This window comes from Kribbella sp. NPDC023855 (assembly GCF_040639475.1).
GTDB lineage: Bacteria > Actinomycetota > Actinomycetes > Propionibacteriales > Kribbellaceae > Kribbella.
Genome location: NZ_JBFAAA010000004.1, coordinates 777143 through 797879, shown reverse-complemented (window position 1 = coordinate 797879; position 20737 = coordinate 777143). Strand labels below are relative to the sequence as shown.

Annotated in this window: 22 protein-coding genes and 1 pseudogene; 12 read left to right on the top strand and 11 right to left on the bottom strand. The window is 66.5% G+C overall.

The features are described from left to right. Window position 1 precedes the first annotated feature (1 nt). From AB0F51_RS19000 to AB0F51_RS18990, 3 genes are read left to right on the top strand one after another with little or no spacing between them, the layout of a single operon-like run. A complete protein-coding gene (locus AB0F51_RS19000; RefSeq protein WP_360281512.1) occupies window positions 2-430 on the top strand; it encodes a phage holin family protein in 429 nt (142 codons plus the stop codon). After that, the gene (locus AB0F51_RS18995; protein WP_360281510.1) at window positions 406-1029 is read left to right on the top strand and encodes a DUF3618 domain-containing protein; all 624 of its coding nucleotides are present in this window, start codon (window positions 406-408) and stop codon (window positions 1027-1029) included. Before AB0F51_RS19000 ends, AB0F51_RS18995 begins: the two co-directional genes overlap by 25 nt. After that, on the top strand, window positions 1029-1976 hold the full coding sequence (locus tag AB0F51_RS18990) for a YihY/virulence factor BrkB family protein (protein WP_360281508.1): 948 nt from the start codon (window positions 1029-1031) through the stop codon (window positions 1974-1976). Before AB0F51_RS18995 ends, AB0F51_RS18990 begins: the two co-directional genes overlap by 1 nt. Before the next feature lie 486 nt (window positions 1977-2462). On the opposite strand, the gene AB0F51_RS18985 is transcribed toward AB0F51_RS18990, so the two are convergent. After that, window positions 2463-3029, bottom strand: coding sequence for a hypothetical protein (locus AB0F51_RS18985; RefSeq protein WP_360281506.1), 567 nt, complete (start codon window positions 3027-3029; stop codon window positions 2463-2465). Between the two features lie 525 nt (window positions 3030-3554). Between AB0F51_RS18985 and AB0F51_RS18980 the strand changes: the two genes are divergently transcribed. Further along, window positions 3555-3902 carry a zinc-binding dehydrogenase gene (locus AB0F51_RS18980; protein WP_360281504.1) on the top strand — a complete coding sequence of 116 codons (348 nt, stop codon included), beginning with the start codon at window positions 3555-3557 and terminating at the stop codon, window positions 3900-3902. A 44-nt stretch (window positions 3903-3946) separates the two neighbouring features. Here AB0F51_RS18980 and AB0F51_RS18975 read toward each other — a convergent pair whose 3' ends face one another. After that, complete coding sequence (locus AB0F51_RS18975) at window positions 3947-4711, bottom strand: PRC and DUF2382 domain-containing protein (protein ID WP_360281502.1); 765 nt, start codon at window positions 4709-4711, stop codon at window positions 3947-3949. A gap of 171 nt (window positions 4712-4882) precedes the next feature. Between AB0F51_RS18975 and AB0F51_RS18970 the strand changes: the two genes are divergently transcribed. Both AB0F51_RS18970 and AB0F51_RS18965 read left to right on the top strand, forming a co-directional pair. Further along, window positions 4883-5839 (top strand): hypothetical protein, encoded by a 957-nt coding sequence (locus AB0F51_RS18970; protein ID WP_360281500.1) that lies wholly within the window; start codon window positions 4883-4885, stop codon window positions 5837-5839. Then, window positions 5839-6615, top strand: coding sequence for a hypothetical protein (locus tag AB0F51_RS18965; protein ID WP_360281498.1), 777 nt, complete (start codon window positions 5839-5841; stop codon window positions 6613-6615). The genes AB0F51_RS18970 and AB0F51_RS18965 overlap by 1 nt, the downstream gene beginning before the upstream one ends. Here AB0F51_RS18965 and AB0F51_RS18960 read toward each other — a convergent pair. Both AB0F51_RS18960 and AB0F51_RS18955 read right to left on the bottom strand, forming a co-directional pair. Then, the gene (locus tag AB0F51_RS18960; protein ID WP_360281496.1) at window positions 6602-7894 is read right to left on the bottom strand and encodes a caspase family protein; all 1293 of its coding nucleotides are present in this window, start codon (window positions 7892-7894) and stop codon (window positions 6602-6604) included. The two genes, AB0F51_RS18965 and AB0F51_RS18960, sit on opposite strands and share 14 nt — an antisense overlap. Further along, a complete protein-coding gene (locus AB0F51_RS18955) occupies window positions 7891-8274 on the bottom strand; it encodes a hypothetical protein (RefSeq protein ID WP_360281494.1) in 384 nt (127 codons plus the stop codon). The genes AB0F51_RS18960 and AB0F51_RS18955 overlap by 4 nt, the downstream gene beginning before the upstream one ends. A gap of 192 nt (window positions 8275-8466) precedes the next feature. Here AB0F51_RS18955 and AB0F51_RS18950 point away from each other — a divergent pair, with 192 nt between their 5' ends. After that, on the top strand, window positions 8467-9315 hold the full coding sequence (locus AB0F51_RS18950) for an aminoglycoside phosphotransferase family protein (RefSeq protein WP_360281492.1): 849 nt from the start codon (window positions 8467-8469) through the stop codon (window positions 9313-9315). A gap of 131 nt (window positions 9316-9446) precedes the next feature. Beyond that, window positions 9447-9872, top strand: a complete 426-nt coding sequence (locus tag AB0F51_RS18945) for a DUF1801 domain-containing protein (protein ID WP_360281490.1) — start codon at window positions 9447-9449, stop codon at window positions 9870-9872. Between the two features lie 75 nt (window positions 9873-9947). On the opposite strand, the gene AB0F51_RS18940 is transcribed toward AB0F51_RS18945, so the two are convergent. Next, window positions 9948-10577, bottom strand: a complete 630-nt coding sequence (locus AB0F51_RS18940) for a protein-L-isoaspartate(D-aspartate) O-methyltransferase (RefSeq protein WP_360281488.1) — start codon at window positions 10575-10577, stop codon at window positions 9948-9950. Between the two features lie 212 nt (window positions 10578-10789). Here AB0F51_RS18940 and AB0F51_RS18935 point away from each other — a divergent pair, with 212 nt between their 5' ends. Further along, complete coding sequence (locus AB0F51_RS18935; RefSeq protein ID WP_360281486.1) at window positions 10790-11077, top strand: DUF6343 family protein; 288 nt, start codon at window positions 10790-10792, stop codon at window positions 11075-11077. 202 nt (window positions 11078-11279) lie between these two features. On the opposite strand, the gene AB0F51_RS18930 is transcribed toward AB0F51_RS18935, so the two are convergent. Further along, entirely contained in the window at window positions 11280-11912 is a 633-nt protein-coding gene (locus tag AB0F51_RS18930; protein ID WP_360281484.1) for a hypothetical protein, read from the bottom strand. Beyond that, window positions 11909-12832, bottom strand: coding sequence for a lysylphosphatidylglycerol synthase domain-containing protein (locus AB0F51_RS18925; RefSeq protein ID WP_360281482.1), 924 nt, complete (start codon window positions 12830-12832; stop codon window positions 11909-11911). The genes AB0F51_RS18930 and AB0F51_RS18925 overlap by 4 nt, the downstream gene beginning before the upstream one ends. A gap of 193 nt (window positions 12833-13025) precedes the next feature. Between AB0F51_RS18925 and AB0F51_RS18920 the strand changes: the two genes are divergently transcribed. After that, window positions 13026-13832, top strand: a complete 807-nt coding sequence (locus tag AB0F51_RS18920; RefSeq protein WP_360281480.1) for a phosphatase PAP2 family protein — start codon at window positions 13026-13028, stop codon at window positions 13830-13832. Here AB0F51_RS18920 and AB0F51_RS18915 read toward each other — a convergent pair. Further along, window positions 13798-14511, bottom strand: a pseudogene (locus tag AB0F51_RS18915) (DUF6624 domain-containing protein). The gene AB0F51_RS18920 and the pseudogene AB0F51_RS18915 overlap by 35 nt on opposite strands. A gap of 238 nt (window positions 14512-14749) precedes the next feature. Here AB0F51_RS18915 and AB0F51_RS18910 point away from each other — a divergent pair. Then, window positions 14750-15535, top strand: coding sequence for a TIM barrel protein (locus AB0F51_RS18910; RefSeq protein WP_360281478.1), 786 nt, complete (start codon window positions 14750-14752; stop codon window positions 15533-15535). Between the two features lie 52 nt (window positions 15536-15587). On the opposite strand, the gene fusA is transcribed toward AB0F51_RS18910, so the two are convergent. The 3 genes from fusA to AB0F51_RS18895 all read right to left on the bottom strand — a co-directional run bounded on the left by fusA (window position 15588) and on the right by AB0F51_RS18895 (window position 19643). Beyond that, window positions 15588-17645, bottom strand: coding sequence for an elongation factor G (gene fusA / locus AB0F51_RS18905; protein WP_360281476.1), 2058 nt, complete (start codon window positions 17643-17645; stop codon window positions 15588-15590). A gap of 454 nt (window positions 17646-18099) precedes the next feature. Continuing rightward, on the bottom strand, window positions 18100-19122 hold the full coding sequence (locus tag AB0F51_RS18900; protein ID WP_360281474.1) for a hypothetical protein: 1023 nt from the start codon (window positions 19120-19122) through the stop codon (window positions 18100-18102). A gap of 11 nt (window positions 19123-19133) precedes the next feature. Next, the gene (locus AB0F51_RS18895) at window positions 19134-19643 is read right to left on the bottom strand and encodes a SigE family RNA polymerase sigma factor (RefSeq protein WP_360281472.1); all 510 of its coding nucleotides are present in this window, start codon (window positions 19641-19643) and stop codon (window positions 19134-19136) included. A gap of 621 nt (window positions 19644-20264) precedes the next feature. Between AB0F51_RS18895 and AB0F51_RS18890 the strand changes: the two genes are divergently transcribed. Further along, complete coding sequence (locus AB0F51_RS18890) at window positions 20265-20699, top strand: hypothetical protein (RefSeq protein ID WP_360281470.1); 435 nt, start codon at window positions 20265-20267, stop codon at window positions 20697-20699. The last annotated feature ends 38 nt before the right edge of the window (window positions 20700-20737 follow it).

Below are 20737 nucleotides of genomic sequence, written 5' to 3'. Positions count from 1 at the left end.
CATGAGCTTCGAGGGATCAACCTCCGCCACCGCAGGTACGCAGCGGGTGTCGGTGGACGAGTCGGTGGGCGAGCTGGTTTCTCAGCTGACCACCGACCTCGGTGACCTCACTCGCCAGGAGTTGGCGCTGGCCAAGGCCGAGCTTCAGGCCGAGGCGAAGAAGGCAGGAAAGGGTGCGGGCATGCTCGGCGGAGCGGCGCTGGCCGGCTGGATGGTCGCGCTGTTTCTGTCCCTGACGATCATGTGGGCCCTGGGCGAGGCGATGGACCTCGTCTGGGCTGCCTTGATCGTGACAGTCCTCTGGGCGATCGCTGCCGCAGTACTGGCGACGAGGGGACGCAAGGAGCTCCGAGAGGTCAGCCCGAAACCCGACCAGACCGTCGAATCACTCAAGGAGGACGCGAAATGGCTGAAGACCCGGAAGAGCTGAAGCGCACCATCGAGCAGAGCCGGCGCAAGGTCGGCCGCGACGTCGACGTCCTGGCGGAGAAGGTCAGCCCGAGTCGCGTCGTCGAACGACGGGTCGAGCGGGCCCGCGGCGGAGTACATCGGCTGAAGGAGCGCGTGATGGGTACGGCGGATTCGGTGACCGGTTCGGTCAGTGACACGGCCGGTTCGGCCGCATCGTCGGTGCAGGACGCCGGCAGCAAGGTCGGCGAGGCGGTCACTTCGGCGCCGAGCATGGCACGAGAGCACACGCGCGGTACGCCGTTGGCGGCCGGCCTGGTCGCTTTCGCGGCCGGGTGGATGGTTGCCGCCGCTCTCCCGGCTTCGACGCGAGAACGCGAGCTGGCGCAGGATGCCAAGGACAAGGCAGCCGGCCCCGTGAAGGAGCAGGCCGCGGCGATGGCCCAGGAGATCAAGGACGATCTCCAGCAACCTGCGCAGGAAGCTGTCGCCAGCGTCAAGGAGACCGCTTCTCAAGCGGCTTCCGAGGTGGCTGACGATGGCCGTTCGGCTGCCCAGCAGGTCGCCGACGGGGCGCAGAGCTCGGCAGACAATGTTCGCCAGGCGGGCTCTTCGCACTGATGAGCACGCGACGGCGCGAAGTACCGGGACTCGAGGCGGACAAGCCGAGTCAGATTCCGGCGGCGGGCTGGTGGCAGGTGATGCGGCGTGCCTGGGCAGAGGCCAAGGCTGACCAGGTCCCGCTGCTCGCCGCTGGAGTCGCGTTCTTCGGCTTTCTCTCCTTGTTTCCTGCGATCGTCGCCGCGGTGCTGGCGTATGGCCTGATCGCGGATCCGGCTCAGATCCGCAGCCAGGCAAAGGACCTGACCGCGGCGATGCCGGCGTCCGGACGTGATCTGCTGCTTCAGCAGCTCGACGCCCTGACGTCGGCGCCGCGGCAGGGCCTTGGAATCGGCCTGGCCATCGCCGTGACAGCCGCGCTGTGGAGTGCATCCGGCGGAGTGGGCTACCTGCTGACCGCGGTGGATCTCGCGTACGACGAAGAGGAGACGCGCGGCTTCGTACGACGCAAGCTGCTCGCTCTCGGCATGACGCTCGGAGCGATCGTCTTCGTCCTCCTCGCGGTCGGTCTGTTCGCGGTGGGCGCGGCATTCGGAGATGACCTGGCGACGCCGCTACGGATCGGTCTGGGGATCGCGCGGCTGGTACTGGCGATCCTGCTGATCACGGTGGCGCTCGCGGTGATCTATCGACTGGGGCCGGATCGGGACGCGCCACGCTTCCGGTGGGTGTCGACGGGAGCCGTTGTCGCCACCGTCGTCTGGCTGCTCGCGTCGATCGGTTTCTCGGTCTATGTCGAGACGTTCGGCAACTACGCAAAGACCTACGGCAGCCTGGCCGCCGTGGTGATCTTGATGCTGTGGCTCTGGCTGACCGCGTACGCCGTACTGCTCGGAGCCGAGATCAACGCAGAAGCCGAACAACAAACAGCCAAGGACACAACAAAAGGCGACCCCCTCCCCCTCGGCAACCGCAACGCAGTAAAAGCCGACTCCGTCCCTGAATAGCCACCCGGCCTGGACAATCGCCGAGAGGGCAGCTCAATGCCTCGGTCCCGCCCACGCGGCCCTCCGCGTCCGCTCCTCCGTCGCTCCCGCTCCGGGCCGCTCCCGCCCACCCTTCCGCGACTACCGCTCCTACGTCGCGTGGGTGCCCACGGCGCACGCGGCCTTGTGGCGAACGGTCGTGAAGTCCACCTCGACGGCGACAATCACCACGAACTCGGCAGTCTCCTTCTCCGCCACTGCGACCCGCTTGCGAAATCACAACCCCAGCCGCGCCCGGCACTTCCTTGCCCTAGGCCCCTACTAGAACTGCAGCAGTCTCGATTCTGAGGGACTGAACAGAACCGCGATCCACTCGTTCAGTCCTCGGCCAATTGGTCCTCACGGACGAAGACAGTCGGCGATGCCCGAGCTCTCGCACCGAATCGACCCTCGCCGGGTGCGATGCTCGACTCGCCTGTCCGACCTCTGCCGAGGAGTCGTCCTCGGTCAGCCCAGAATGTCTGAGACCACGACCGTCAGCTTGGCGGTCTTGTTCTTCGTGCTGAGCGACTCTTCCTCATCCACGCTGGACTCGTCGCCTGTGACCTTCAGCGTGTTGCTAACAGGCCCGTCTTCGCCGCCGGTCACGCTGTAGAGGACGTCGTAGGTAACCGCCGGATCCAGCGTCGGCCCTGTGTATGTGACGAGGATGCGGTATGTCACGTTGCAGCCTGCCGACCCGAAACACTGCTTGCTGAGGATCTTGGCCGTGAGCTTGAAGTGCTTGGCCGCGGGAGCGGCATAGGTCGGAACTGGTGGCGCCTCGGTCGTGGTCTCCACCGGCGCGGGCTCCGTGGTGGCCGGCGCAGTCGTGGTCTTTGTGGCGGAACTGGTGACCGCGCTCTTGGTCGTCGGATCACCGCGGGCTGCGCCGACCGCGACTCCTGCTCCGAACAGAAGAGAGCCGCCGACGACCAGACCGATAATCAGCGCCGTATGGTTCGGTTTCTGCGGCTGCGGCGCGGTTGGCCCGGGCGGCTGGAAGTTCGGATCCTGCGGATACTGCTGAGACATGGTTTCCCCTAATCCCGCGAGCCCCCCTCGGGATCGCGTTCACCGTAAAGCTGAGTGGTCCTCGCGCCTAGATCTCGCGCGGTCCGTGACAATGTGTGGCTCCAACCCCTTGTTCTCGTGGTAGATCCCCCGGGTCTGTGGGGTCTCCGGGGGAAGCGAGCAAGCTCCAGCCGTTCATCGTTACCTCCAGCGGCGGTGCGAATGCTGGCATGGCGAAAGCTCCCAACCGCCAGCTTGCGCTGACCGCAACCGATCGGATAGGGCCATTGGTCCCCAGCGTCGCCGCACAGCGGCTATCAATGAGCGGTCACGTCACCCCGGGCCTGAACCGCCTCTTCCGGGGTGCTGTGGTGGGTTCTGCGCAGAAGGAGCAGTATCACCGTTAGCGTGAGTATGAAGAGGATGCCGCTCGGGGCAATGACTGCCCATCCGGGTCCGTGGCCGCCCGGGTGCAGCCTCAGCTGATTTCCATTCGCTCTGTTCTCAATCCGACGCGCGTCAACGACGGCTGGACGCAATCCAGACGTGATTGTCAACGTGGACCATTTGAACTGGCTGTCCGGCGGGGTTGGAAGCGGCCACCACCTGTCCCGCTCGGTCGAGGCAGCGGCGGTTGGCGGTCACATCTCCCTCATCGGGATCCTGCAGGGCTACGAGATCTCCGGACAGGTTGCCCACCTTGCCCGTAAGAAGCTGCGCATCGACGGCCTCCAGGTGGGGCATCGGCGAGCGCTGGAGGACCTTGTCCGCGCGGTCGATCACCTCGGGCTCAAGCCTGCGATAGCAGCCGAGTACGGCCTGTCCGATCTCCCGGCCGCGCTCGCCCGCCTCGAACGCGGCCCCTTCGGGAAAGTAGTCGTCACGGCCAACTGATCAGCGCCACCGTGCTCGATGCGCCGTTGAGACCTTGCCGATCGCTACCGGTTGTCGACGTCGCCCTCGGTTTCGATGCGTTCCTTGCGGATCTCACCGCCGACGGTTTCCTGGTCGGTGCGTTGTTCCTTGCCGAGACGGACTCGCTCGACCGGCTCGACGTGGGTACCGACGACCGGCTTCTCCTCGTGCAGAACGACCTCGTGCTCCTCCTCGGAGATCTCCGGCCCCGACGTCGCGGCGTCGATGTTCTCGTCGGTGATCGGTTCGCGCTCGAGGACCGCGCGCTCGCGCCGAACGGGCACCGTGGTCTGGACCTGCTCGGTCTCGACGTACTTGCGCAGCCGGACCCGGCCGGCTTCCTCGCTCCTGGTACCGACGTCGAGTCGCTCCTCCGAGCGGGTCATCGCGTCGTCGGTCGTCGGGCCGGAAGTGTCGTGCCCCACCGTGCCACCGACATCACCGTCGTCGCGGTGACGCCCCACGGGCTGGTCGTAGCCGAGGCCGTAGTACTCGTACAGCCTCTGTTCGTCGGCCTCCGACAGGTGCCCTTCGTCGGTGCTGACGTTCGGCGCGTCCTTGACGCGATCCTTGCCGAACGGCACCGCCAATCCGTCACCGGTCACACTCGCCTCGGCCAGCGGAACGAAGCTCTCGCTCATGCCGAACAGGCCGGTGTTCACCGTCGCGAACTCCGGCTCTCCGGTCTGGTCGTCGAGGAAGACCTGGCCGATCCGGCCGATCTTGTCGCCATCGCTGCCGTAGGCGTCCCGACCGATTAGCTCTTGGACCTGATCCCTGGTGATCATCACTGTTTTCCTTACCTGTGCGTCGGGTGTGTATCGAGGCGGTACCCCCCGAATCGGCGCCCAGTCGCCTTGCACAAGTTTGTTTTCGGCTCGTCGCGATCCGGCTGGTCAGCCCCGCGGAAATTGCCGAGCAGGGCGAGTGTGTCGGTGCGGGCACTTAGAGTTCGGGGTGTGGATTTTCAGGGTGTGGGTGCGGCTTCGGGGGTCGCCGATGTCGTGGCGGGCTGCATAGTCATCCTGCTGTTGTCTCTCGGTACGCCGGGACGCCCGACCGCTCGTATCGGTTGGGGTTTTCTCGCCGTCAGCACGGCAGGCTTGGTTCTCCAGTCGGTCGTTGCCTGGTTACCGGAGGGCACGGTCGATCACCTCGGCCTGGTGGCACTCGCCAGTGCGTTCCCGATCGTTCGAAGTCAGCGGTTCGACCCGATCCTGACCGTCATGACTGCCGGGGTCGGCGCCGTCGTACTGACGCTGCTCGCGCTGATCTTCCGGTTCAGTGACTTTCATGAGTTCGCCCTGTTCACCGCGGCGGCCATGGCAGCGGTAGTGGCTTTGATGAAGCTGGGCGAGACAATCCTGCTGCTCAATACGGCGCGGCAGGTTCCGCTGTTCCTGAAGTGGTGGAACTGGGTGCTCGCCGGGCTCCTCGTCGCAGTACCCGGTCAGGCTGTCGTGACCTTCCTGGCCGTGCCTTCGTGGCTGGTCTGGATCGTCATGACGATCTCCGCGTTGGCACTGTCCGGTGGGATACAGGTCGTCAACGCCTGCTTGCTGGTACGTCGTCACCGGGCGTTCGCTCTTGCCTGCGCGGAGCCGTCGCCGACGCGGCAGGCGTTCGGTCGTGACGTGGCGCTGAGTGTGGCCGCTCCTCTGCTGGCGCTCGAGATACTCGCCGTGGCGCTGAGCCCGGTCGCAATTCCGGCCGGGCTGAGAGCGGCACTGCTGATCGCGGCAATGCTCTGCCTGGTGATGGCGACCCAACTGCAGTTGCGGATGCGGGCGAGGGTGGTGGGCTACGACTCGACGCGACGGGAGCTGATGCGGCGGGCGATGTCGACGAACCTTGTTCCGCCGGCCCTGGACGACCCGGTGTATCGGCTGTTGCCGGCATTCCCGATGGAGGAGTAATGGAGATCTCGCTCAGCGACATCCTCATCGGCGGCTTCGCCGGTCTGGTGCTCGCTCTCAACCGGCATCCCCGGGCGTTGCTTGTCGTTACGCTGCCGGGAGCTGTCGCCGCCGCGGCGTGGGCGTTCAGCCAGCACGGTGACGCTCGCCTCTACTGTGTGTACGGATCCGCAGCGCTGGCCTGCTTCGCGGTTCGATCGGCAGTCGAGTTGGTGTTTCGCCGGCGTCCGGGCGAGTTACAGGATGCCGCGGTGTCCTTCTGGCGCAGGGCGAACTGGTCGGTCATCGGTGGCCTGATCGGGTTGACCTTGCTGCTCGGACCGCAGCACGGCTGGGCGGTGGTCGTGACGAAGACGATCGTGGCGATGTCGGTCGTGTGGGCCGCCCTGTTCGGCGTACTCAGCATCCAGATGTGGCGTCGTCCGCTGTTCGGTGCGGCCTTCCTCGATCAGAGGTCGCGGACATTCGATGCCGTGAGCACCCATCTCCTCGCGGGAACGGTGACCACAGCCCTGCTCACTCCGATGGCCATCGGCATTCAGGCCGCCCCGCTCCCCTTGTGGGTCAGGCAGGTCCTGGCTGTGCTGCCCGTTCTGCTTGCGTTCAGGGCCGTGTCCAGCATCGTCGGCATCCGGAGGGTGGCGGCCCGGTTCAGCCGTTACGGATCGTTGGCGTCGACCGATGCGATGCTGCGGGACCTGGCGGCGACAGATCCGACGTACCGGCTGCTGCCCGGACTCCTCGAGAAGCCTCCGGGACCGGTCAGACGGACTTGATCCGGGTGCTGAGCATCTCCCGCTCGACTTTCAGCAGACCTTGCTGTCTTGCCATGCCCCGCAGGATCTCCCCGGCCTCCCGCCGTTTGCCGTACCGGACAAGGTCCGTCGCGGCCTCCATCCGGACTTTGAACGGCAACCCGCTGGTGCGCAGCCACATGGCCATCAGCAGACCCCACAGAGCAACTGGGTCGTCGTCGAGATTGCTGACGTCCCAGGAGTCCAGGTACGCCGATGACCAGAGTCTGTTGCTGGTCATGAGCCCGCCGAACTCCACGAGCGCCTTCAGGGCATCGGCTGGCTGGGTGATCTTGCCAAGGGCGCTGAGCGAGGTGACGGCGCTGGGAAGGTCGCCCAGCCGGGCCAACTCGTAGGTCATCCGCAGTCGGGCGAGCAGCGGCCACTTGCTGTCCCGACTGGCGTTGACCAACGCCTGGCGCTCGGTGTCCTTGCTCGCCAGGCTCACCAGATCGTCCAGCTCCCGGAAGATGTCTCCCGCTTTAGCGGTGGCCGGCTGGGGAAGCTGCGCTCGCGATTCCTTGGCGTCGAAAGCTGCGTTGTGAACCAGGGCGAGGTCGCCGGCCGTGTCACTGTGCAGCTGGCGCGGCTCCGGCAACTGCTCTGCCCGAAGCCGGCGCAACAGGTTGCGATAGATCACGTCCACGGACAACAGGGCCGGCGCTCCGCTCACGCCGTTCCGGAGTACGGAGATCAGCGCTCCGCTGAACACGGTGAACCGCTCGCCCTCGCGGTACAGCGATTGAAGGTCTCGTGGCGCCGACGTGAGTGTGTAGGTGCCGGCGACCTCGACCTGTCCGAGGACGGTCGCGTCGGCGGCCGCCATGGTGGGGATCGCGCGGCCGGAGTAACAGCAGTCGAGGATGAGCACCTTCGTTCGCGCCGGGCTGTCGAACAAGGCCCGGCGGAGTTGCTCGACGGGAAGGGCGCTGAACTCGCTCAGGCCGTAGTCGGTGTCGGTGAAGGCGAGCAGCAGCTCACCGTTGTTGCCAATCAGGCCGTGGCCGGAGAAGTAGACAACGAGTACGTCGTCGGCTTCGCGGCACCATCGCGCGATCTGCAGAGTCGCCTCATGACGGTTCGCGTTGATCAGCGTGTGACAGCTGGCCTCGTCCAGCGCACCGAACTCCGGGTCGCGGAAGATGCTGGCCAGCGCGCGGACATTGTTCGCAACGGGCGCGATGTCCGGCAGGTTGTCGTCCTGGTACTCCGAGGTGCCGACCAGGATCACCCGAGACCCGGCCGGATCGGCCAGCCTCACGTCTGGTCTTCGTCGAGCTGGCGCAGGAGCGCGACGGTCAGTTTCTGCAGGTCGTGCAGGTCGTGCCGACTGACGCGTTCGCCGTCGATCCGGACGCTTCGATCGCCCTTGGTCACGGACACCGACACCTTCGCGCCTTTGGTGCGCAACCAGACCGCGACGGCGCCGACCACTGCCGTCAACGCTCCCCCGCTGCCGGCGACGACGGTAATGCTGTCCAGCACCGCACCGAGCTCACCTTGCCGAGGAACACCTTGCTGGAGCTCGGCTCGCGCACCCACCTGGTCGTCCTGGCGAAGATCCTTGAGAAGCGACAACAACTGATCCAAACCCCCACCTTCGACGATGCGCAGGGTAACGGTCGTCTCATCGACAGTCATGAAGCGGACGCTAGCAGGCGACGAGCCCACCACCTCTTCATCGGCCGCCGTCCCGCTGACCCGGCAGCCAATGGCCGCCCCTCAGGACACCAATTTGATGCGTCGAGAGGGCGCAGAGTTATCCGCGCACCGGGGAAACCGCGGTGAGAAACAGTCCTGGGGGCTCGGGTCGGGTCCGCTAGATTGCGGTGCATGCGTAGCGACGGGCTGGCGTGGAGCGAGGTTGTTCTGGGGGCGCGGATCACCGACGTGTCCGAGCTCTCGGGAGGTCTGACCTCCACCATGCTCGCGCTGACCGATGGAGCAGGGCGACGGTCCGTCCTTCGGCTGATGACCAACGAACCCTGGAAAGCACACGGGTTGGCGCTCACCGAGCGAGAAGCGTCCGCCCTGCAGGCGCTGGAAGACACGCCCGTGCCGGCTCCCACGAGCTTGGGGTTGGACGCGGAAGGTCGGCATACAGGGGTCGCTGCCCATCTGATGTCGCGCCTGCCAGGCCATCCCGCAACGAGGTTCGACGACGTCGACGTGACTGCGATGGCAGAGCTCCTGGCCGTCATCCACGAGGTCAAGCCGGCGAAACCCTTCCGCTCCTACCAATCGTGGGCGTGGGAAGCGAAGAGGATCTTGCCCGCCTGGACGAAGCACGCTGGTTCGTGGCAACGCGCGTTCGACGTACTCGCGGAAGAGCCGCCGTCGTACCAACCGATGTTCCTGCACCGGGACTACAGTCACCGGAATCTCCTGTGGAGCGGCGGCGAAATCACCGGGGTTGTCGACTGGGTGGAGACCTCCACGGGACCTGCCTGGCTGGATGCCGGGCATGCGGCGACGAATCTTGCCCTGGCCTTCGGACCCGAACCGGCCTGGACCTTCCTGGAGCGCTACGCGGCGCTGACCGGGCGGCGGATGGAGAAGTACTGGTTGGTGATGGACGCGGTCGGGTTCCTCCCGCCACCGGGAAGGGAGCCCATGTTCGGGTCGCCGACAGAGTTGGAACGCCTCGACCACTGGTTACACGACCTCATGCGCCTCACCTGACCCATCTCGCCATGTGCATTGCTCCAGCTGGCACAAGTTCGGTCGAACTGCCGACTACTGGTGGCCTCTACGATTGTTTGCATCGGCGTCTTGGCCAGGTTGGGTGAAGCATCCAGAGGAGGCGGGATCAGATGACCGATCGGAGGAAGAATGGCGGGCCGAAGCTGCTCTCCGGTGGTAATCCGCAAATCCCCAAGGGTGAGGGCGATGGCCCGGTGCAGGACTACATCCGCGCCATGCCCGATTGGAAACGAGACATCGGGAGATGGCTCGACGACCTGATCGTGCGCACGGTTCCCGACGTACACAAGGCGGTGAAATGGAACCAGCCGTTCTACGGCAACGAGGGCGACGGCTGGTTCCTGTCGTTTCGTTGCTACACGAACTATGTGCAACTGCAGTTCCTCAAAGGGACTTCGCTCGATCCCGTGCCGCCGAAGGAGTCCAAGCACGCCGAGATGCGCTATCTCGACATTCACGAAGGCGACGAGCTGGACGAGAGCCAGCTCCGCTCCTGGATCAACCAGGCCAGCAAACTACCCGGCGAGAACATGTAACAACGAACGGACGCAGCCAGCAGCCAGGGCCGCGGGAAGGCCTGGCTGCCGCCGTGACCCTCCTCCGGTGCGCCGTCACAGCAGTGGGACGAATCTGACCTGTTCGAGGGTTTCCTCTTCGTAGTCGTCGGCGCCGGTACGGCGAATCCGCACCAGCTCATGGATGGCGTCATGTGCACCAACCGGCATGACCAAGCGGCCACCGATCGCCAGCTGCACACGAAGGCTCGCCGGCACGGCTTCCGCCGCAGCGGTCACCACGATCGCGTCGTACGGCGCATACTCAGGCCAGCCGAGGCGTCCGTCGCCATGCTTCACCATCACGTTGCGGATGCCATGCGACGCGAGCCGCTCACGTGCCGTGGCAGCCAGCTGAGCGTGCCGCTCGACGGTGAACACCTCGCCCGCGACCTGGGACAGGATGGCCGCCGCATAGCCGGACCCGGTGCCGACTTCCAGGACCCGATCCGGCCGGTTCAGCTCCAGCGCCTGCGTCATCAGCGCAACGACGTACGGCTGGGAGATGGACTGTCCCGCCTCGATCGGCAAGGCGACATCGCGGTAGGCGGACTTGGCCAGGCGGGCCGGGACGAAAGCCTCGCGCCGGATCTGGTTCATCGCGGCCAGCACCCGGCGATCGGTCACGCCGCGCGCTGCCATCGACCGGACCAGCCGGTCACGCTCAGTACTACGATCGGTCCCCACGGATTTCATCATTCACCTCCAGGGCGTGAACAGGCGATGGCCTTACCCGCCCGGTACCCGACCGCGGTTGCGGTGTGCGGGGTTGTGGGTACCGGCCGGTCAGAACCCTCGCGGACCGGCTGACGCAACGAAGTGAAGTTTCGTTGGGAGGTCGAGATGTTGTTACTTTCCATCGCATCCAGGTGCCGGCTCCAGCGTCTGACGCCGGGCCCATGACGAACCGGCCGGACGACGACGCGCGCGCCGGGCGGCACGATGGGCCACTGCGTCCACACGGCAGCCGGGGACCGATCGGCGATCCACTGGAGCCACGCAGTGCGCTGAAGTTGCGGCTGGTCCTGGCGATCTTCGGGTTCATCGTCTGCGCCAGCGCAGCTGCTAGTTTCGCGGTCCTGGCGATTCCGGTTGTTCTGATGGTGACCGCCGCGGTGTTCGCAGTCATCGCGCTGGCCGACATCGCGGTCATCGTCAGTCGGATGCGGCGCGACGGGCTCGGCTAGAGGATGCTGGGAGGCCCGAGAATCGAAGGAGGACGTGTATGTGCCGGCCTGTTATCTGCAAGACCTGTTCCAAGACCACGTGGGCGGGCTGTGGCCAGCATGTGGGGCAGGTCAAGGCGATGGTTCCCGACGACCAGTGGTGTCCTGGCCATCCCAAGGCTGAACGCAAAGGTGGCAACTGGTTCAGCAGACTGATCGGACGCTAGCTGAGGCTTTCGAGGACCGTTGTGTTCTTGCTGATGACGCCGCCGACGCCTAGGTGGCGCGCATGGGTCAGGCAGTCCGTCGTGTCAACTGGCCAGGTCATCACGACCTCGGTGGCCTCGCGCAGATGCGCCACTGTTGCCGATGTGAGTAACCGTCGGTGCACTGAAACGCCGTACGCCGATGACGTCCCCAGCCGCCGAAGCAGACGGCGCAGGCCCCGGTTGCTGCCGGCCGAGTAGACGACCTTGATGTGTGGATACGGCTCGAACGTCCGCAGCATCCACCAGTGTTGGGTGCAGATGGTGAAGGGGGTTTCGGGGGCCAGTTCGTGCAGTGTTCGGGCCACGCGGCGGGCCAGCCAGGGGTGGAGGCCCTTGAGGTCCAGCATCAAGCGGTGGTCGCCGTCTAGCGCGTCGATCAGGTGAGACAGCTGCGGTACTACGGTGGCGGATCGCCGACTCAGGCGGCCGGCGTCCCACAGGAGCCAGCGGCCGATCGCCTTGTGGTGGCGGACCTCCAGTCGGCCACGGAACAGGTGGATGTCTGCCTCGACGAGGTCCACGCCATTGGACAGCGCCGAACGGAGCAGTCGTAGGTCATTCCCGGCCCGGTGGGCGATCGAGATCATGCTGCAGCACCGACGGCCCGGCCGCCCCGCCAGCGCAGTACCAAAGAAGTCCCACCGGCAAGCAGTGCGGGGACCCAGGTGAGCAGTGCTGTCAGGGCAACCGCTCCCAGCGCCGCGCTCCAGGACACGCCGATCGCGGCAAGACCTGCCACCAGCGCACCCTCCCGAGGGCTCGCGCCGTGGATGCCCGGCAGAGCGCCGGCGATCTGGCTCGCGCCGAAGACGGCGAGAAGCTGCAGCGTGGACACCGAGTCGCCGACCGCGTGGATCGCGCCGACCAGGAAGCCGACGATGGTGATTTGGTAACCGATGGACAGCAGTACGCCGAGTGCGAACACCTTCGGTGTCGGCCGCGGCCAACGGTCCAGCAGCTCGGGCTTGCGCCGGCCGACCACGACAGCGGCGCCCACCACAACGGCCGCCCCTCCCAGCGCCACCGCCGCCACCATCGGGGGCATCGCCACACCCGTCAGCAGTACGGCGACGACCAGGCCGACCGCTCCGACGAACCGGTCGAGCGCGACCTCCGCGACAGCAGGCGTCCGGCGTACCCCGACAGTCTCGAGGCGGTGGATCCGCCAGAGATCGGCACCCGCGTGCCAGGGCGACATGAGGCCGAGGATCTCGCTCTCGGCGTACGCGCGAAGGTGCCACCGCCGGGTCCGGCCGCTGGCGGAAAGCGCATGCCAGCGCAACGGGCAACCGACGTACTTGCCGATCACGAACGGCAGCAGGCCGACTACGGCGGGCAGCAGGCTGAGGTCCGGAATCCGGTCGACGTTCCAGACCGAGATGCCGACGGCGGCGAGCAGGGCGCCGATCCGGACGGCCGGGCGGGCTGCGAACGCGCGCACCGCGCGGAGGCGGGTCGACGACGGCCGGGCAGCCGTGGAGGCAGAAACTTGAGGGGTGTGGGGCATAGCGGAAATCTCCATCGGGCCTCTCAGAGGAGAGGCTGCGTTCCACAGTGGGGGTCGCTGTGGACGCCGTCAGTCTAGAGGTGTCGCCGCCGTCGTGCGGACGAGCTCCGCGTGGCGAGACTGCCCCCGGGCCGATCGCCGCATCATCGATGGGTACGGGGTGGGGAAAGCTTGAGCGGGGAGGGCAAGCGAAATGGCGGAACAAACGAGGTACCCGGCGACCGGTGACACCGCCCGCCGCGTGGCGACACGCACCCGCCGGATCGTGATCGCCCGGGAGGCCGGGCTGATCACCAGCGCCGTGATCCTGTACTTCGTGGTCCGCGGCCTGATCGACGGCCGGGTCGCGATCGCCTTCGGCAACGCGGACCGCGTGATCGGCTTGGAGCGCTGGGCCGGCATCTTCGTCGAGCCACAACTCCAGGCCGCCACCACCGACCACTCCTGGCTCGTCGAGACCCTCAACGCCATCTACATCTACGGCCACTGGCCGGTCGTGGTCATCACGCTCGCCTGGTTGCTGCTCCGGCACCGTGACGAGTACGCGAGATTCCGCAACGCGATTCTCGTCTCCGGGGCGATCGGCCTGGTCATCTTCGCCGCCTTCCCGGTCGCGCCGCCGCGCTTCCTGCCGGAGTTCGGCTTCGTCGACACGGTCACCGAGAACAGTTCGGCGTACCGGGTGCTCCAGCCGCCCGCCTTCGTGAACCAGTACGCCGCTGTGCCCAGCCTCCACTTCGGCTGGAACCTCTTGATGGGTATCGCCTGGGCGTCCCTGGCCGGCAGCGCCGCAGCGCGCCTCTTCGGCGTGGTCATGCCGGTCCTGATGCTCGCCGCCATCGTGCTGACCGCCAACCACTACCTCGTCGACGGCATCGCGGGCGGAACCATCGCACTGATCGGCCTGGCCGCCGGCAACCGCATCGCCAACGGACGCGGCCCGCGCCGTTCTCCAGAGGAGTCAGCTACCGCTCGCCGAAGGCCTTGGCAAGTTCCTTGAGATAGGCGTCGATCGTCCCGAGCCCCACCGCCGCCCGGCGGACGTCGACCATCGTCTCGTCCTCGATCGGGGTTCGCGGCGTGAGCTTGCCCGCCTCGTTCTTGCCCCACTGCGTGCCGTAGACCTGAGGTTCGTTCTTGGCCACCCGGACCCGGTCCACCAGGTAGGCGAGGTCGCTGGGGTCGGCGTCGTCGGCTGCGACGGCGTCCTTCATCAGCGGAAGTCCACGTTCCTGCAACGGAAGATCCAGGTCCGCGTGCTGGATCAAGACTTACGCTGCATGTGCACCATCGCTGCCCACCAGCTTCCAGCCCGGCCAGCCGTACTCGTCGAGGATCTTGGTCATCCGCCGACCGTTGGCCAGGTCTGTCGCCGACCACGCTGCCTCAAGCTCCTCCGGCGTACGTTTGTCGCCTGGCGGTGCCTTGCCGGTCCGGACCGCCTGATCTTGTACGAGCATCGCGAGCAGCTCCTTGCGCAGCGCCGGCTTGTCGACCGGCGCACCCTTCGGAGGCAGGTCGATCTTGACCGGAGCCGGGGCCGGCGAGCAGGACGGCGATGCGGTGGGCGCGGAACCCGGCGATACGACACTCGGCGTACTGGCGCTCGGATCCGGTCTCGCGCCACTGTCGGGCGAGCACGAAGTGATCAGCCCACCGGCAGCCACGGCCGGCACCATCCAGCGCCACACACTCCGCACCAGAAACGTCCTCTCGCGCACGGACAGCAGCCATGATCGTCATCTTCCGCCCCTTCGGAAGTCAACAAGTGAAGAGGTCTGTGGTGGGGCGACCGTGCTCTCGCTGAGTCTCGTTGCCACACCCGTACGAGCCTCGGCCGGCGAGGTCGGGTCGAGTACTCGATTACGCTGGCGCATCACTGAGCTCGACGACTGCGCCCCCAGGAGGACAACGCCGATGTACGAACTGTCAGCCAACATCGAGCTGCTCTTCACCGAGCACGGCGAGGGTGACGCGAATGTCGCCGCTCGGCTTCGTGCTGCCGCCGCGCTGGGTCTGCCGGCTGTCGAGATCTGGAGCTGGCGCGGGAAGGACGTCGCCGCCCTCAGCGATGCGCTCCAAGAGACCGGCATCAAGTTGCAGACGATGTGCGTCGACCCGATGGGAGTTCTGGTCGACCCGGCGACACACAGCACCTTTCTCGCCGCCGTCACCGAGTCAGCAGCCACGGCGCAACTCCTGAACTGCCCCTTTCTCGTCATCACCGCCGGAGACCACCGAGCCGACGTTCCTCGATCGGAACAGCACTCAGCAATCGTCGCAGCCCTGACAAAAGCCGCACGCCTGCTCGAGGGCTCCGACGTTGTGCTCCTGCTGGAGAACCTCAACTCCCGCGTCGACCACGTCGGAACCTTCCTCGACTCCACGGTCGAATGCCTCGACATCGTCGAAGAGGTGGACTCCCCCACCGTCCGCATGCTCTACGACCACTACCACTCCCTCGTCATGGACGAGCGGCCCGAATCCGTGCTCGCCGGCCGGATCGACCTGGTCGGCCATGTCCAGACCGCCGACGTACCGGGTCGGCACGAACCCGGGACCGGAACGGTCGACTGGGAGCACGAACTCCGCATCCTTCACGACCTCGGCTATCGAGGACGCATCGGCCTCGAATGCTCAGCCTCAACCGACACGGCGAGCTCTCTCGATCACATCCAGCACGTCCTCGACAAGCTCGCGTAACCCCAGGCTGTGGGCTCCATAGGCGGGCGGGCCTATGGAGCCACCTTTCGATCTACCGGGACGGGGTTGCGCTTGGTGCTGGGACATAGCCGGTAGTGCGAGTGGTGAAGGTCCCGCGGCCTTGCGTACGGCTCCGCAACTGCGTTGCATAACCGAACAACTCGGCCAGTGGGACGGTGGCGACGATCACCATCGTCCCCGGCCGCGCCGTCGTACCGGAGATCTGGCCGCGTCGTGCTGCCAGGTCACCGAGTACGCCGCCCACAGCATCTTCAGGCACCGTTGCCGTGACCTCGGCGACCGGTTCCAGGAGGACCATCGCACTGGCACGCAGCGCTTCCCGGAGCCCCAGCCGGCCGGCCGTACGGAACGCCATCTCCGAGGAGTCCTTGGGATGGGTGGCTCCATCCGTCAGCGTGACCCGTACGCCGGTCACCGGGTGCCCGCCGAGCGGTCCCTCGGCCAGAGCATCCCGGCAGCCAGCCTCGACCGCGCGGACATACTCCTGCGGCACCCGCCCACCAACAACAACCGACCGGAACGCGAAGTCACTCGCCTCATCAGTGACCTCCAGTGGTTCCACGTCGAGGGTGATGTGGGCGAACTGACCGGCCCCGCCGTCCTGCTTGACGTGCCGATACACGAACCCGGACACGCCGCGCGCGACCGTCTCGCGATAAGTCACTTGCGGTCGACCGACCCCGACCTCCAGCCCGTGAGTACGACGTACCTTCTCCACCGCGACCTCGAGGTGCAGCTCACCCATACCCGACAGCAGCGTCTGACCTGTCTCGGGATCGGTCCGTACCGTCAGCGAAGGGTCCTCCTCGACCAGTCGCGTCAGTGCCGACGCGAGCCGGTCGGTGTCGGTGCTCCTGCGAGCCTCGACTGCCACGGACACGACTGGGTCAGCCACGGCCGGCGGTTCGAGAACCAACGGCGCTGCCGGCGTACAGAGGGTGGCGCCGCTGCGTGCGTACTTCGGCCCGATGACCGCGATGTCGCCGGCGACCGCCTGCTGGACCTCCGCGTGCTCGTCGGCCTGCACCCGCAGGATCCGGCTGATCCGCTCGGTGCGTCCCACGCCCGCGTCCATCACCGTTTCTCCCTTCCGAATCGTTCCCGAATACACCCGCAGGTACGTCAGCCGCCCGGTGGCGGTCGAGTTGACCTTGAACACGAGCGCCGCGAACGGCGCTGCCGGGTCGGCCACTCGCTCCTGTACGGCGCCGTCCGCCATGCCGCGCACTGCCGGGACCTCCTGTGGCGACGGCAGATAGGCAACGACGGCGTCCAGCAGCGGCTCGATCCCGCGGTTTCGGTACGCCGATCCGCACAGCACCACCACGCCGGTACCGGACCGAGTCACGTCTCGCAGTGCGGCAGCCAGCGTCTCCGCGGAGACCGTTGACCGCGCGTAGTACTCGTCCAGCGCGACCGGGTGGAGCTCGGCGACCGTTTCCTCGAGCAACCGGCGTCGTCGCTTTGCCTGCTCCAGAAGGGCTTCGGGCACCGGGCCCTCCGCAAAGGTGTCGTCGACCCATACGTACGCCCGCATCCTCAGCAGGTCGATCATTCCGCTGAACTCGGTCTCCTTTCCGATCGGCAATTGGACTACAAGCGGAGTCACGTGCAGCCGCTCGCGGATCGACTGCACCGCCACGTCACGGTCGGCCCCGGCGCGGTCCATCTTGTTGACGAACGCGATCCGCGGTACGCCGTGCCGGTCCGCCTGGCGCCATACTGACTCGCTCTGCGGTTCGACTCCCGCGACAGCGTCGAACAGCGCGACGGCACCGTCGAGCACTCGCAGGGAGCGCTCCACCTCGTCGGAGAAGTCGACGTGGCCCGGGGTGTCGATCAGGTTGATCGAATGCCCGTCCCAGTCGCAACTGACGGCGGCGGCGAAGATCGTGATCCCGCGATCGCGTTCCTGCGAGTCGAAGTCGGTGACGGTCGTGCCGTCGTGGACCTCACCCCGCTTGTGCGTGGTGCCGGTCAGATACAGGATCCGTTCGGTGACAGTGGTCTTCCCTGCATCGACATGGGCGAGAATGCCGACGTTGCGCAGGCCGGACAGGTGTTGACGGTGGTCGAGGTTTTTGCGCATGGCCGATGGCCTTTCGGATGATCCGGATCGGGACAGCGCGATTCGCGGACGAAGCGGCCTGTGGTCAGGCCAAGTGCCAGCCCTCCGGCGGCGGCTCAGAACGCGGCCGCCCGCAGTACAGGCTGGGTCAGTTCGTCACGGACAGGAGACGGCCGCGCAGCCGGCACCTGACACGCGAAGACACCAGGATCACGTCGTACCGTGACCGGGGAACACTCACAGCGGCGCGGCAACGCACGGCCGGGCTCCCCTCACTCGTCAACGGTTGCCTGCCGCGATCTCGCGGCGGCCTTCCCAGCGTAAAGGGGCCGGCGCTGCCGCGACCACCGGATTTTGCCGCTCGACCGGCCGCGTGCACCAAAGATGCCGATGGCAACGACAGCGGAAGGTCGAGGAACGCCGAAGGCCGCGGCTCTCCTGGCGGAGGTCGCGGCCCTCGGGTCTGCGGTTGCGTTCAGGGTTCGCTGATGACTCTGACGAGCTTTCCGTTCTTGTCGTAGGCCTTCAGTGCGCCGAAATCGCCGCCTGTCTCGGTCGGCTTCGCCCAGGCGACGGCGAACCAGCCGTCGTTGACCGGTACCTTGTACCCCGGGCGGGTGCCCAGCTGCAGCCGTACCTCAGTGGCGTTCGACGCCACTCGGCCCCAACCGGTGTAGGTGGATTTGCTGCCGCCCGCAGAGAACAGATCGGCGCGGGCGGAACCCTTGACAGGCAGGAGATACGGGTCGTCCTTGTCGATCGCGTCCAGGGTGAAGAAGCGGTTGTTGGCTACGTTCCCTCTGGGCGCTGGTTCTTGCGGCGGAGGCGGCACCAGGTTGCAGGCCACCGCCTTCTTTCCGGACGGCGAGACGGCGACCACGACCGCGCTGGCGAAACGCTTGGACTCGTAGCGATCGAACGCCATCACCCGCCAACCGGTCAGATCGACCCATGCCTGGACCGAACAGTTGCGCAGTACGCCGGCCGGTGTGTCGGGCAACGGATCCTTGGCCGCGGCAGCGATCAGGGCCGCCGACGGCTTGTCGCCGCCGGGGACATTGCAGATTTGAACCTCGACCTTGTCCCCGCGCTTGCCTTGGTAGGACAGCATCTTCCCGGACTTGGTGCCCGAGTCGAGGCGCAACTGCCCTCCCTCTGGGTACCTCAGGGCGCATCGACGGATGGCTTCCGCCTTGGTCAACGGCTGGTCGGCGCTTTCCTCGCCCCGGGGGACACCTGGCACCGGTTCGAACAGGGCTTCCTGGGACTCACCACCCGCGACCTGCGGCTGGTTCCCGGCCGACCCGAGGTTGGGCAGCAAGGTGGCGGCGAGAGCAACCGCGGCCACACCGGCCACCGCTCCGCCCGCGGTGAGAATCTTGCGGCGCCGTTTCCTTCGCCGGCCCTGCTGGAGCAGCTCCAGCGGGTCGAACGGATCCTGTGCCTCAGCCTCCGCCAGCCGGTGCAGTTCCGCGCCCACATCGCGTACGTCTTCCATCACGTCCTCCTTCACAACGCCCGGCTGGTTCGCCGCGCCCTATCGATGGCCTGCCGGAGAGTGTCGAGGCCGCGTGACGCTTGGCTCTTCACCGTGCCTTCGCTGCAGCCGAGGATTTCCGCGGTCTCCTCGATGGTCAGATCCTCGTAGTACCGGAGCACCACACAGGCCCGTTGGCGCGGCCCGAGACTGCGCAGTGCCTCCAGTACTTCGTCCCGATCGGCGTGCCCGGCCGCGAAGTCGTGCCGGTACGCCGAATCCGGCACCTCCGCGACCGTGACCTCCCGCCGCGAACGCAGCCGGCCCCGGTCATAGGCCGCGTTGACGACCATCCGGCGCACGTACGAGAACGGATTCCCCACCCGGCGCACCTTCGGCCAGGACACGTACAGCTTGCACAGCGTGTCCTGGACGATGTCGTCCGCCTTGTGCCGTTCTCCGCAAACCAGGAAGGCCGTCCGCCGCAACGACGCACTCGCCGCCCCGACGAACTCCACATACTCCCGGTCCAGATCCGCCATATCCCGCCTCCCGCTCTCCAAGTCCCCCTCAAGACGGAAACCGGCACCCCAGGGTTGCATCCAATTTTTCCCCCGAACTTCTCCCCCACGCGCCCGCCGCACTCGCTCCTCCGTCGCTCCCGCTCTGGGCCGCTCCCACCCACCCTCCTGCGACTACCGCTCCTACGTCGCGCGGGTGCCCACAGCGCACGCCGCCTGTGGCGAGCGTCCTCAACCTCGATGGCGACAACCACGAACTGATCCAAGCGGCCTTCTCCTCAGCCACAGCAGCGTTGTCCTACTCACGCAGCTCCGCCGGGTCCCAGTCCGCATCCAGCGCCCGCAGCGGCCTCTTCATCATCACCACCACGCGGTCCCAATAGTGCGCCAAGTCTCTTCCGCTTCGCCGCAGCTACCGGCAGCACAACTCCGCGACTATCGCAACGGTCCGTGCGTGTGTCGACCTCTTCCGCACAGTTGGCCTCGTAGAGGGAGGTTTCGCCAGATCCTGACAACAGGCCGCAGTTCGACTCGGTCTGCCAACGACTCTGCCTAGATCTGATGGAGCTGATTTACATGCGCGTCCGTTGTGTCCGACCGCGAATCACTCGGCTGTTGGCTCGAACTGGTATCGCCCTCGCATTGACCGGATTGGTGCTCACCAGCGGCGCAGGCACGGCTAACGCCGGGCCCCAACACCATGGCACCTATCCCCAATCGGCCCCAGGTGGCAATGGTTGCGCCATCGGCGCGCAGCACATTGCGAACCGTCCGCTTCAGAACGACTACGGTCAGGTCCCGGGAAACGTGGAGGTCTACTACTCCCCAAGCTGTCAAACGAACTGGCTGCAGGTCACCAATCCTGTGGGCGGAGCGTCGCGGAAACACATCAAGTCCGACGGGATGCCGGACATCGGTGAGGAATACGACCAGCCGACGTGGCAGATGACCTACACCAAGCAGGTGTACGCCCCGGGCTCGACCTGTATCTCCCTCAGGGTGAGGCTCTATTACCCCGATGGCCGGCTCTACGGCCAGACCTACTCCGCGGGGTCGAACTTCCTCAGGATCTGTTGAACCACGGACCACCCAGGCACTGGCCGAGTTCGTGCTGG